Source organism: Aliiroseovarius sp. (genome assembly GCF_965228805.1).
In the GTDB taxonomy this organism is placed as follows: domain Bacteria; phylum Pseudomonadota; class Alphaproteobacteria; order Rhodobacterales; family Rhodobacteraceae; genus JASBTN01.
This window is the reverse complement of sequence record NZ_CBDDIE010000003.1, coordinates 1273121-1286034: the sequence shown is the minus strand read 5'-3', so window position 1 is coordinate 1286034 and position 12914 is coordinate 1273121. Positions and strand designations below refer to the sequence as shown.

At 62.7% G+C, this 12914-nt stretch carries 10 protein-coding genes and 1 tRNA gene; 2 read left to right on the top strand and 9 right to left on the bottom strand.

All coding sequences use genetic code 11. The annotated features are described in order from the left end of the window. Positions 1 to 17: 17 nt before the first annotated feature. The 8 genes from queG to ACO07D_RS07540 all read right to left on the bottom strand — a co-directional run bounded on the left by queG (position 18) and on the right by ACO07D_RS07540 (position 10535). On the bottom strand, positions 18 to 1061 hold the full coding sequence (queG, locus tag ACO07D_RS07575) for a tRNA epoxyqueuosine(34) reductase QueG (RefSeq protein WP_421702350.1): 1044 nt from the start codon (positions 1059 to 1061) through the stop codon (positions 18 to 20). Beyond that, positions 1058 to 1723 (bottom strand): glutathione S-transferase family protein, encoded by a 666-nt coding sequence (locus tag ACO07D_RS07570; protein ID WP_421702349.1) that lies wholly within the window; start codon positions 1721 to 1723, stop codon positions 1058 to 1060. Before ACO07D_RS07570 ends, queG begins: the two co-directional genes overlap by 4 nt. A gap of 57 nt (positions 1724 to 1780) precedes the next feature. Then, positions 1781 to 2512 (bottom strand): monofunctional biosynthetic peptidoglycan transglycosylase, encoded by a 732-nt coding sequence (gene mtgA, locus ACO07D_RS07565; RefSeq protein WP_421702348.1) that lies wholly within the window; start codon positions 2510 to 2512, stop codon positions 1781 to 1783. 90 nt (positions 2513 to 2602) lie between these two features. Further along, positions 2603 to 7153, bottom strand: a complete 4551-nt coding sequence (gene gltB, locus ACO07D_RS07560) for a glutamate synthase large subunit (RefSeq protein WP_421702347.1) — start codon at positions 7151 to 7153, stop codon at positions 2603 to 2605. Beyond that, positions 7150 to 7563, bottom strand: coding sequence for a GFA family protein (locus ACO07D_RS07555; protein ID WP_421702346.1), 414 nt, complete (start codon positions 7561 to 7563; stop codon positions 7150 to 7152). Before ACO07D_RS07555 ends, gltB begins: the two co-directional genes overlap by 4 nt. 4 nt (positions 7564 to 7567) lie before the next feature. Continuing rightward, on the bottom strand, positions 7568 to 8254 hold the full coding sequence (locus ACO07D_RS07550; RefSeq protein ID WP_421702345.1) for a hypothetical protein: 687 nt from the start codon (positions 8252 to 8254) through the stop codon (positions 7568 to 7570). Next, complete coding sequence (locus tag ACO07D_RS07545; protein WP_421702344.1) at positions 8251 to 9099, bottom strand: hypothetical protein; 849 nt, start codon at positions 9097 to 9099, stop codon at positions 8251 to 8253. The genes ACO07D_RS07550 and ACO07D_RS07545 overlap by 4 nt, the downstream gene beginning before the upstream one ends. Positions 9100 to 9101: 2 nt before the next feature. Further along, on the bottom strand, positions 9102 to 10535 hold the full coding sequence (locus ACO07D_RS07540; protein WP_421702343.1) for an NAD(P)-dependent oxidoreductase: 1434 nt from the start codon (positions 10533 to 10535) through the stop codon (positions 9102 to 9104). 220 nt (positions 10536 to 10755) lie between these two features. Between ACO07D_RS07540 and ACO07D_RS07535 the strand changes: the two genes are divergently transcribed. Further along, positions 10756 to 11559, top strand: a complete 804-nt coding sequence (locus tag ACO07D_RS07535; protein ID WP_421702342.1) for an undecaprenyl-diphosphate phosphatase — start codon at positions 10756 to 10758, stop codon at positions 11557 to 11559. Positions 11560 to 11609: 50 nt separating this feature from the next. On the opposite strand, the gene ACO07D_RS07530 is transcribed toward ACO07D_RS07535, so the two are convergent. Further along, complete coding sequence (locus ACO07D_RS07530; protein ID WP_421702341.1) at positions 11610 to 12593, bottom strand: complex I NDUFA9 subunit family protein; 984 nt, start codon at positions 12591 to 12593, stop codon at positions 11610 to 11612. Positions 12594 to 12754: 161 nt separating this feature from the next. On the opposite strand from ACO07D_RS07530, the gene ACO07D_RS07525 reads away from it, so the two are divergent. Further along, positions 12755 to 12841: transfer RNA gene (locus ACO07D_RS07525), tRNA-Leu, on the top strand. Positions 12842 to 12914 lie beyond the last annotated feature (73 nt).

The following is a 12914-nucleotide window of genomic DNA, read 5'->3' as shown; positions in this document are numbered from 1 at the left end:
CAGATCAAATGGCGGCCCTAGCGCGGTTTGTTTTCCAGTATTTCAAGGGCCCATCGCGCAGCGTCTGCCACCACCGGGGCCGGGTCTGCGACAAGCTGCCTCACGGTCGGGATCAGGCTGACGTCGCGGGAGTTTCCGATGGCGTAGAGCACATTGCGCACAAAACGGTCGCGGCCCAGCCGTTTTACCGGCGAGCCGCTGAAAAAACTGCGAAATTCCGAATCACCCAGGGCGACCAGATCTGCCAGTTTCGGTGCCAGCAGATCATCGCGCGCGGCATAGCGCAGCTCATGCGCCTCGACCGCGAACTTGTTCCACGGGCAGGCCGCCAGACAGTCATCGCAGCCGTAGATATGGTTGCCCAGCAGGGGCCGCAGTTCGGGGTCGATCGGCCCCTGATGCTCAATCGTCAGGTAGGAAATGCAGCGTCGCGCATCCAACTGGAAGGGCGCGGGAAACGCATTGGTCGGACAGACATCCAGGCAGGCAGTACAAGTCCCGCAGTTCTCCCGCCCCGGCTCATCCACCGGCAGCTCGAGCGTGGTGAAGATCGCGCCCAGGAAGAACCAGCTGCCCAACTCGCGGGACAGAAGGTTTGTATGTTTGCCCTGCCAGCCCAACCCGGCGGCAGCAGCCAGGGGTTTTTCCATCACCGGGGCAGTGTCGACGAAAACCTTGATTTCACCCCCGTACTGGTCGATCAGCCAGCGCCCGACCCGTTTCAGCCGCTTCTTGACGATGTCGTGATAGTCGCGGTTCTGCGCATAGACGCTGATCGCACCGCGGTCGGGCATGGCTAGCACATCACGGGGGTCGTGGTCCTGCGTATAGGGTTCGGCCAGCATGATGACCGATCGCGCCTCGGGCCAAAGCGCGGCGGGGTTTCCGCGCCAATGCATGCGCTCACCCATCCAGCCCATGTCGCCATGTTTGCCCTCGGCCACGAACTGCGCCAGACGGTCGGCAATTTCAGGCACGGCATCCGGGCGGCAGACACCCGCTTGCGCAAACCCTTCCTCAAGCGCCTTGTCGATGATCGCGACTTTGACCTCGGCGGTCAAAAGTCCAGATCCGCATAGTGGCCGGGCGGCGGGAAGCCGGGCACCTGGTCGGCCAGGATCGAGCGAAACGCGGGGCGCGATTTGATCTTGGCGTACCACTCGCGCACGTTCGCGTTGCGGTTCCAGTCCACGTCCGAAATGTAATCCAGCGCCGACAGATGCGCGGCGGCGGCGAAATCGGCCAGGCTCATCTGATCGCCCGCCAGCCAGCGGCGCTGGTCCAGCAGCCAGCCCATGTAATCCAGGTGATACTTGATCGCCTTGGCCCCGGCTTTCACAGAGGTGGAGTCCGGGTAACCCTGTTTCATCACCTTCTTGTTGACCCGCTCATATAGCAGTTTCGAGGTGACCTCGTGATGGAACTTGTCATCGAACCAGGTGACCAGGCGACGCACCTCGTATTTGCCATCCGGGTCGGTAGGCATCAGCGGCGGTGTCGGGTGGCGCTCCTCGATATATTCACAGATCGCCGCGCTTTCCGTCAGAACTTTACCGTCCATCTTCAGGACCGGCACCTTGCCCGCCGGGTTACGGCGCAGGAATTCGGCGCTTTTCTCCCAGTACCTTTCCTCGACCAGCTCGACCTCCAACTTCTTTTCGGCCAGCGACAGGCGGACCTTGCGGCAGAAGGGGGACAGGGGGACGTGGAACAGTCGGATCATGGGAAACTCTGCAATCGTGCGCGTTTCCTCTCTATTGCCGCAAAATGGGCAGGAGGATCAATCCTCGAAACAGGCCGCGCGCCCGTCCCGGCGGATCGTTGCGGCCCCATCACGGATGCTGGCGGCACGTCGCTGGACAAAGGCCGAGGGTCGCGCGGCGGATCGGCGTTTGGGATCCGGAAGCAACGCGGCCAGCAATGCGGCCTGCTGCGCGGAGAGGTCTTCGGGGCCCACACCGAAGTAGTGACGCGCGGCGGCTTCGACACCAAACACACCCTCATCGAACTCGGCCACGTTCAGATAGACCTCGATGATGCGGCGCTTGGACCAGACCAGTTCCATGCCGGGAGTGATCAACGCCTCCAGCGCCTTACGCACCCAGCTGCGCCCGTGCCAGAGATAGACGTTCTTGACCACCTGTTGGCTGAGCGTGGAGGCCCCGCGCCCGCCACCTTCTTCGATGGCCGCGCGGATGGCACCCATGTCGAAGCCCCAATGGGCGCAGAAATTCGCGTCCTCGGCGGCAACCACCGACCGGGCCATGACCGGGGCGACCTCATCAAGCGGCACCCATTGATAGTCGATCTCGCCCAATCGGCCGCGTTCGCCGATCATATAGGGCGTCGTCCAAGGGTCGAAGAGGGCGTAGAAGCTGATGGCCAGGGCAAAGACGCCGATGGCCAGCAGCAGGATTCGGCGCATCTGGCGCAGGGTCCAACGCAGCGGGCGTGGGCGCCAGCGGGCGGGTTTCGCCTTGGGCTTTTCCTTGGATTTTGCTGCTCGTGCCATGGGTCTTTCTGACCACGCGGAACGGGGGCGGGTCAAGCAAAGGAAAAGGGCGGCCCGGTGAGGCCGCCCTTGTTATCGTGTTGATACCGGTTATTCGGCCGGGATCGCCGCCGCTTCGCAGTCCAGGGGCGCGGGCAGCTTGTCCAGCATCTCCTTCGGGCAGACCTGCAGGAAGTTGGCTTTCTCGGTCTCCCAATGCTGCAGGATCTCGCCTGCCTTCACGCTGCGGGTTTCCTCGAAGTGCCGCTCAACCAGCCCTTTCAACTCGGCCTCCCAATGCGGGTTGGCGACGGTGTTGGTGACTAGGGTCTCCATGTTCATGTGGTTCTGGGCGTCACCTTCCGGATCATAAAGGTAGGCCATGCCCCCGGTCATACCTGCACCGAAGTTCGACCCAATCGTGCCCAGGATCACCGCGATCCCGCCGGTCATGTATTCGCAACCACAGGCGCCGCAGCCCTCGATCACCACCTTGGCGCCGGAGTTGCGCACGGCAAACCGTTCGCCCGCGCGGCCGGCAGCAAAGAGGTAGCCGTCGGTGGCGCCGTACAGAACCGTGTTGCCGATGATCGTATTCTCCGACGCAACCAGCGGCGAGGCCATCGGCGGGCGCACCACGACGGTGCCGCCGGACAGGCCCTTGCCGACATAGTCGTTGGCGTCACCCGACACCTCCAGCTTCAGTCCCGGCGCGGCAAAGGCGCCCAGCGCCTGACCGGCAGAGCCCGTCAGTTTCACCGTTAGGTGATCCGGCTGAAGATTGTTGCGCATGCCGAAGTTCTGCACGATGTGGCTCGACGTGCGGGTGCCCACGGTGCGGTGGGTGTTCTGCACGGCATAGCTGAGCTGCATCTTCTCGCCATCCTCCAGGAAGCGATGCGCGTCGCGCACGATCTCGGCATCCAGCGTGTCAGGCACGGCGTTGCGCGGCTGGTCACGGTCGTAGACGATCGAATCCGCACCATCCACGGTCAGCAGAAGCGGGTTCAGGTCCAGATCATCCAAATGCGCGGCACCCCGGCTGACCTGGCTTAGCAGGTCGGCACGGCCGATGATCTCGTCCAGCGAACGGGCGCCGATGCGGGCCAGGATCTCGCGTACTTCCTGGGCGTAGAAGGTGATCAGGTTGACCACCTTGTCCGCCGTGCCCTCGAACTTGGCGCGCAGGTCGTCGTCCTGGGTACAGACGCCGACCGGGCAGGTGTTCGACTGGCACTGGCGCACCATGATGCAGCCCATGGCGATCAGGGCGGCGGTGCCGATACCGTATTCCTCGGCCCCCATCATCGCGGCCATGACGATGTCACGACCGGTGCGCAGACCACCATCGGTGCGCAGGGTCACGCGTTCGCGCAGGTTGTTCATGGCGAGCACCTGGTGCGCTTCGGTCAGGCCCATTTCCCACGGCAGACCAGCGAACTTGATCGAGGTCGCCGGGCTGGCGCCGGTGCCACCATTGTGGCCCGAGATCAGGATGATATCCGCCTTGGCCTTGGCCACACCGGCGGCAATCGTGCCGACACCGGACGAGGCCACCAGCTTGACCGTCACCTTGCAGCGCGGGTTGATCTGCTTGAGGTCGTAGATCAGCTGCGCCAGATCCTCGATCGAATAGATATCGTGGTGCGGCGGCGGCGAGATCAGGGTCACGCCCTTGGTCGAATGGCGCAGCTTGGCAATCAGGTCGGTGACCTTCATGCCGGGCAGCTGACCACCCTCGCCGGGCTTGGCGCCCTGGGCAACCTTGATCTCAAGCTCTTCACAATGCAGCAGATATTCTGCCGTCACGCCGAAACGGCCCGACGCGACCTGCTTGATCTTCGCCGACGCGTTGTCGCCATTGGGTTCGGGGGTGAAATCCTCGGGGCTTTCGCCGCCTTCACCCGAATCCGACTTGGCGCCGATGCGGTTCATCGCGATCGACAGGGTACGGTGTGCCTCGGGCGACAGGGCGCCCAGGGACATGCCCGGGGTGACGAAACGCTTGCGGATCGCGGTGATCGATTCGACCTCTTCAATCGGAACCGGCGTGCCGATGGGCTTGATGTCCAACAGGTCACGCAGGTGGATCGGCGGGTTCGACTGCATGCGGGATGAATACTGTTTCCACAGCTCATAGGACGCCTTGTTACAGGCGTGCTGCAACAGGTGCATGGTCTGGGCTTCCCAGGCATGGGTCTCGCCGGAGCGGCGCGCCTTGTAGAAGCCGCCGACCGGCATGGCCGCGTTGCCACCCCCATTTCCTGCGCCGAAGCCCGCGGCGTGCACCGCTTCCAGCTTCTTCTGAATGCCCGACACACCGATGCCCGAAATCCGCGACACCATGCCGGGGAAATATTCGGCGCACATGGCGCGCGACAGCCCCACGGCCTCGAAGTTCAAACCACCACGGTAGGAAGAAATGACCGAGATCCCCATCTTCGCCATGATCTTCAGCAGACCCTGGTCGATGGCCTCGCGGTAGCGACGGGTCGCCTCGGTCAGGGTGCAGTCCAGCAGGCCACGGTCGATGCGGTCGGCCAGGCTGTCCTCGGCCAGGTAGGCGTTGACGGTGGTCGCACCACAGCCAACCAGGACTGCAAAGTAATGCGGGTCGATACATTCGGCCGAGCGCACGTTCAGCGAGGTAAAGGTGCGCAGGCCCTTGCGAGTCAGCCAGCTGTGCACGGCCGAGGTCGCCAGGATCATCGGCATGGCAATACGGCCCTCGCCCTGGTCACGATCCGACAGGACGATGTGGCCCGCGCCGGAACGCACGGCCTCTTCCGCCTCCTCGCGGATGCGTTTGAGGCCTGCAGACAGCCCACCAGCCCCGGCGTCAGCCGGGAAGGTGCAGTCAATCCGCGCCATCTGCGTATTGAAGCCTTCAACCAGCCTGTCGAACTGAGCGTTGCCGACGAAGGGGCTGTCCAGCACCAGGATTTCCGTCTGGCTGGAGCTTTCGTCGAGCACGTTCTTGAGGTTGCCGAACCGCGTTTTCAGCGACATCACGCGATATTCGCGCAAGCTGTCGATCGGCGGGTTGGTCACCTGGCTGAAGTTCTGACGGAAGAAATGGGACAGCGGGCGATACTTGGTCGACAGGACCGCCGACGGGGTGTCATCCCCCATCGAGGCCAGCGCCTCTTTCCCATCCTCGGCCATCGGGGCCAGGATGTGTTCCAGCTCTTCCAGCGTATAACCGGCCGCGATCTGACGCTGGCGCAGCTCTTCGCCGGTGAACAGCGGTTGTTCCTCGACCTGGGCCAGCTCGGCATCCATGTCGACGATCTTGCCGACCCAGTCGCCGAAGGGGCGGCTGGCAGCCAGTTTGTCCTTGATTTCGGTATCGTGATAGAGCGCGCCTTCGGCCATATCCACGGCCAGCATCTGACCCGGGCCCAGGGCGCCTTTTTCGACCACGGTCGCTTCGTCAGTAGGCACCATGCCCGCTTCGGAGCCCGCGATCACCAACCCGTCGCCGGTCACAACATAACGCATCGGGCGCAGACCGTTGCGGTCCAGACCCGCACAGACCCAGCGGCCATCGGTCATCGCCAGGGCTGCCGGGCCGTCCCAGGGTTCCATGACCGAGTTGCAGTAGGAATACATATCCTTCCAGGACTGCGGCAGGTCCACGGCCTGTTTCGACCAGCTTTCCGGCACCAGCATGGTCTTGGCCATCGGCGCGGAGCGGCCGGCGCGCACCAGCACTTCGAACACACCGTCCAGCGCGGCGGAGTCCGACGCACCGCCGGTGACGATCGGCTTGATGTCCTCAGCCAACTCGCCAAAGAAGGACGAGGCCATGCGGATCTCGTGGCTTTTCATCCAGTTGACGTTGCCCTTCAGCGTGTTGATCTCGCCGTTATGAGCCAACATGCGGAAGGGCTGAGCCAGCCACCATTGCGGGAAGGTATTGGTGGAATAGCGCTGGTGATAGATCGCGAAGGCCGATTCGAACCGTTCGTCCAGCAGGTCCGGGTAGAAGACGGCGACCTGTTCAGCCAGCATCATGCCCTTGTAGATGATCGAGCGGCAGGACAGCGACGCCAGGTAGAGGTCATTGATCGAGGCCGCCTGAGCGGCTTTCTCGATCCGGCGACGGATCACGTAAAGCTCGCGTTCAAAGGTCTCTTCGTCCACACCCTTGGAGTTCGAGATCAGGATCTGCTCGATCTCCGGACGGGTCGCATTGGCCTTCTCGCCCAGGCAGGAGACATCGACCGGCACGTGGCGCCAGCCATAGATCGAATAGCCCATTTTCAGGACTTCGGTCTCGACGATGGTGCGACAGGTTTCCTGCGCACCGAAATCGGTGCGGGGCAGGAAGACCTGACCGACCGCGATCAGCTCGTCCATGCGGGGCTCGTGCCCGGTGCGGCGGATCTGGTCATAGAAGAAGGGAACCGGGATCTGCACATGGATGCCCGCACCGTCACCGGTCTTGCCGTCGGCGTCCACGGCGCCCCGGTGCCAGATCGCCTTCAGCGCGTCGATACCCGCATCGACGACCTTGCGCGAAGGCTTGCCATCCACGGACACCACCAGGCCAACGCCGCAGGAACTGTGCTCGTCTTCAGCGCGATAGAGCGAATGCTCGGCCATATAGGCGCGGCGGGCTTCTTCGTTCTTGACCCATTCGGCATCATATTTGGTCATGTCGTGTCTCCGTCTTTCGGGGCGAAAATGGCAAGCATTTCAGCCTCGGTCATCTTCCTGTGGTCGCCATCAAAGGCATAGCCACCAGGTTTCTTGTCGCTATAAAATTCCAGTTTCAGGTCCATGCCTGCTGCATCCGGGAACAGGCCGGCGGATAGGTTCTTCTGCCCATGTCCGGGACCCTCGGCGGTGATCTCGTACCACAGCGGGCTGCCGCATTCGGCGCAGATTGCGCGCTGGGCCCAGTCCGAAGTCTGGATCACCTTGATCGGCCCCTCGGCGGTCACGCTGCCCGGCTCACTGGCCACGGACACAAAAGCACCAGAGGTCCAGGCGCGGCACATGTCGCAGTGGCAGGCCCGCAGCCGGTCTTCGGTCAGGGTCGCATTGATCGTAACGGCCCCGCACATGCATCTACCCTGCATCGCGATGCCCTGTCTTGATCTCTTCGCAGCCATACAACGGCGTCGTGACACCGAAGCCGGGTTCACCGGGGTAGATGAAATCCACCGGACGCGAGTCGTATTCGATGGTGCCGCCGTCCTGGGCCACGACCTCGTCCTGGGCCGGGAAGAACAGGCGCATCTCGCGGCTAACGTATTGGGTGCCCTTGGACTGGTAATCAACCTCACCGCCTTCGGTGAAATAACGCAGCTCGGTCGCCAGTTCCTCCAGCGCAACCCCGTCGATGGTCACGCTTTCGCCGGTCAGCACATCCGCGCCAATCACGCGCATGGTCTGGGTGTGGCCCACCATGGTGCGGCGCACGGTAAAGGCAAAGGTGTCATGCCCGGTCTCGAACAGGTCATCCATGTGGATCGGGTCTTCGCTGTCCAACAGCACTTCGCGCGAGTTGTCCCACAGGTAGGTGGTGTCGAGCCATTGGTACTGGTGATCATAGGACGACACCGACAGCAGCCCTTGATCGTCGAAGGCGGCAGACCAATGGTAGCCCTCGGGCTCTTTCTCGCAACGCCACATCAGGAGCGAGGTACAGCCTTGGGTCTGCACTGTCAGGAAGGCCTCGCAACCCTCGGGCACGATGGACTCGGACGCCATTGCTGGCAAGGGCAGGAGCAGTAGGGGGATCAAGCGTTTCATGCGGCGCTCCCGGTACGTTCGCGAATCTCGGCCATTTCTGCGGGCGTTTCATTGATGGACAGCTGGGGCAGTTCGGGCGCTTCGGCCAGATCGGCAATTACATCCTCATCGGCGCCTTGCGACCGGTCGAACCCGCCATATTGCGCAACCAGACGTGCCACCGCGGCGGGGTCGTCGGCCAGGACACGACGGATCAACGCACCCACGCCGAATTTCTTCAGCATCGGCACGAAAATCGCGTGCGGACCTGCGGGAAACGCAAAGTGATGCACCGTGTCACTCTGCGGAAACAGAGCGGCATGGGCCAGGTCGGGCGTCGAGAGCGGGTAGAACATGTAAAGCCGCTTGCAAGCCGCCGCCGTGCCCAGGATTGAGGTCCCCTCGGCCTGGTCATGCACATTCCACAGGATGCGATCCCCGCGCGGGTCGATCCGGCGCGTCAGAGGGCCCAGGTCCACGACCGGCGTGCCCGCAACCGTCGCATCGAAGGGCACCCAACGGTTGAACAGAATCGCGCCATAGCCGCCCATCGAGTTGCCGAAGCTCACCAGCTTCTCGAACCGATGGTCCTTCTGCAGGGCGGACAGCGTGTCGACGATGGTGCGGATCTGGCCAGGGTGGGTGTAGTAGCCACCGGTCATGTCCTTGATGTGCAGGACATTGTGCTGTGCGGCTTCACTCAACTGGTCGGGCATGCCAACGTCCGGGATATCCCACCCGCGCTGATGCGAGCCGAAGGTCATGAAGTTCACCACCAGCGCACGACCCTTGCCGGGCTGAAAGGTGATCCTCAGCCCGGGGTCTGCGTGCAGCAGCTGGTATTGGTGAACGACGGCGTCGGCCATGGTTATTCCGCAGCGACCTGCGCCTGGGCGTTCAGCGTGTCCAGGATGTTGTCGGCGGCGTCACGCCCATCCTTGATCGCCCAGACCACCAACGAGGCACCGCGCACGATGTCGCCCACGGCCCAGACACCGTCCAGATCGGTCCGGCCAGTGTTGAACTGGGCCTTGATAGTGCCCCAGCGGGTTACCGGCAGGTCGGGTTCACCCCAGAGGGTCGGCAGGTCTTCGGGCTCGAAACCCAGCGCCTTGATCACCAGGTCAGCCTCTTCGACGTAGTCCGCGCCTTCGATCACCTCGGGGCTCTGACGGCCCGACGCATCCGGGGCGCCCAGGCGCATTTTCTGCACCATGACGCCGCTGACCGGATCACCGGCAAAGCCCTTGGGCGCGGCGAGCCAGACGAATTCCACACCTTCCTCTTCCGCATTCTTGGTTTCTCGCTGCGAACCCGGCATGTTGGCGCGGTCGCGGCGGTAGAGGCATTTGACGCTCTCGGCGCCCTGACGAATGGCCGTGCGCACACAATCCATCGCGGTGTCGCCGCCGCCGATGACGACGACCTTCTTGCCCTCGGCATTCAGCTCACCGCTTTCGTATTCAGCCACGGTGTCGCCGAAATTCAGACGGTTCGAGCAGGTCAGATAGTCGATTGCCTTGACGATGCCCTGCGCGCCCGCGCCGGGGCCCTGCAGGTCGCGCGACTTGTAGACGCCGGTGGCAATCAGCACTGCGTCATGCTGGCCGCGAATGGCCTGGAAGGTCAGATCCTCGCCGACATTGCAGTTCAGCACGAATTTCACACCGGCCTTTTCCAACTGGTCGAAGCGGCGCATGATCACGTCCTTCTCCAGCTTGAAGCCCGGGATGCCATAGGTCAGCAACCCGCCAGCGCGGTCGTGGCGGTCATAGACGGTGACCTGGATGCCCGCACGCACCAGGCGATCGGCAGCAGCCAGACCACCGGGGCCCGCGCCGATGATGCCCACGCTTTCGCCCCGTTGGGCGCCGGGCACGATGTCCTCGACCCAGCCTTCTTCCCAGGCGGTATCGGTAATGTATTTTTCCACCGCGCCGATGGTCACGGTCTCATGGCCCGACTGTTCGATCACGCAGTTGCCTTCACACAGGCGGTCCTGCGGGCAGATGCGGCCGCAGATTTCCGGGAAGGTGTTGGTGGACTGGCTGAGCGCATAGGCTTCTTTCAACCGACCGGTGGCAGTCATGCGTAGCCAGTCGGGGATGTTGTTGGACAGGGGGCAGTGTGCCTGGCAATAGGGCACGCCGCACTGGCTGCAGCGGCTTGCCTGTTCCTCGGCCTTGGCGGCGGCGAACTCGGCATAGATTTCGTTGAAATCCTGGCTACGCGCCTCTGCCCCACGCTTTTCGGGCATGTCGCGGTCCACGGTCACGAATTTCAGCATCGGCTGCTTGGCCATCCCTCGCTCTCCATCTTTTGGCTAGGTTCGTTTGTGTAATCGGGTCGAGGAAAAAAGAAAAGTCAGAAGTGCTGCCCTATAATCAAATATTCTGTTCGATTTTGGGCCGAACAGCAACGTTGTGGCAAAGTTTTAGGTAATATACTATGACCCTTATACCGGCTTTCCTTTTCACCTCAATCAGTTAGCTTGACGCCAGCTTCTAACTGAACGGGTCAAGATGTCACTGCTGCACCTCTTCATAATCGCCGTGGTTCAAGGGGTTACCGAGTTCCTTCCGGTGTCCTCCTCTGGCCACCTGATTCTGATTCCCACGCTGACAGGCTATGAGGATCAGGGCCAGGTGATCGATGTGGCGGTGCATCTGGGCACGCTGATCGCGGTGATCCTGTTCTTCTGGGCGGATGTTCGCGCGGCGATGGGCGGGGTGCCGCGCCTGCTGCGCGGCAAGATCGACACGCCAGGCTCTCGGCTGGCCTTCCTGCTGGCGGCCTCCACCATACCGGTTGTCATCGCAGGGTTTGTGCTGAAGGCAACGGGCCTGTCCGACGCGATGCGTTCGGTCGCCGTGATCGGCTGGACCATGATCACCTTCGGTGTCGTGCTCTGGCTGGCCGACAAGCGTGGCCCGACAACCAAGCGCGAGGGCGACTGGTCCCTGCGCGATGCGCTGATCATGGGGCTGTGGCAGGCTTTGGCACTGATACCGGGCACCTCCAGGTCGGGCGCAACGATCTCCGGCGCCCGCGCGCTGGGCTATGCGCGCGAGGATGGCGCAAAGCTGGCCATGCTGATGTCGATCCCGACGATCATCGCCTCGGGCACGCTGTTGGGGATCGAAGTCGTCGGAACGGCGAACATGGCCGCTGCGCGGGACGGCGCAATTGCCGCCACCTTCTCCTGCGTCGCCGCTCTGCTGGCGTTGAGCCTGATGATGCGGCTGCTGAAATCGGTAAACTTTACCCCCTACGTGATCTACCGCGTCGCGCTGGGCGGGGTTCTCTTGGGCTTCGCCTATAGCTGAAAAAAACCGCCGCCCAATTGGGGCGGCGGCTCACGTGAGTTCTGAACCCGTCAGGCCTTGAGATTCTTGGCCGAGTTGGTGATTGCCGCATACTGGCCGGACGGGCGGAAACGCCACAGGTAATCCGGCAGGATCGCGCCCATCGCCTTGGGCTGAATGCCCAGAGCCTCGAAGCCCTGCGCTTCCTCGGCCACCACATTGTCCTCGCGCAGCGCCTTGACCTGATCGCGGCTTAGCGTGGCTGGCACGAGGCCGAAACTGAACTTCTGAACCATGTCAAAGCTCCAGCCCATGATGCGGGCGATCCAGAACGGGATGTTCACCACGCCGCGGCGGCGCTGGATCACACCCAACATGCGGTGCATCAGCTCGCGCATGGTTTCGACGTCCGGGCCGCCCAGCTCGTAAATGCCAGCCTCCGCCTCGCCCAGCACAGCCTTTTCGGCGGCGGCAGCCACATCATCAACGTATACCGGCTGGAACTTCGTCTCGGCACCGACCACCGGCAGAACCGGCCCCATCAGCGCAGCCATGCCAGCGAAGCGGTTGAAGAACCCATCCTCGGTCCCGAAGATCAGCGAAGGACGCAGGATCACCGCACCCGGGAAAGCGGCCTGAACAGCGGCTTCACCCTCGCCCTTGCTGCGCTTGTAGTCGCAGGTGCTGACGGCATCCGCACCGATGGCCGAGAGATGCACCATCTGGCCCACCCCCTGTTCGGTGGCGATGCGGGCAATGCGCGCGGCCCCGTCCTTCTGAACCGCGTCGAAGCTGTTCTTGCCCAACGAGACCAGAACCCCCACGCAGTTGACCACCGCATCGGCCCCCTGCATGGCGGCGCGCACGCTGTCATCGTCGCGAATGTTACACAGGATGGGTTCGACCTGGCCGACGGCACCGTATGGTTTTACATAAAGCGCTTCGTTGGGACGACGCACGGCGACGCGTACGCGCCAGCCCTGTTTCGCCATGCGGCGCGCGATGTACCGCCCCACAAAGCCCGAACCGCCATAGATGGTGACGAGTTTCGACATGCTGGGTCTCCTTGAATTCGGTGCGTTCTGCTTAGCTTTTAAAGGCGTTTTTCACAAGCGGCAAAGCAGCGCGGGGGGCGGCGCCAAAAAAACGGAAAGAAAAATCCAGAATCGCGTTGACACCCCCCGTCGCCATCTTTAAATCGCCCCTCACGACACCTGCCCAGGTGGCGGAATTGGTAGACGCGCTAGCTTCAGGTGCTAGTGTCCGTATGGACGTGGAGGTTCGAGTCCTCTCCTGGGCACCATTCATCCCGAACATAGATGCTCAAAAGCCTTGAAAAACAAGCGTTTTTCGGGTATTTTGCTGCTCATAGCTGA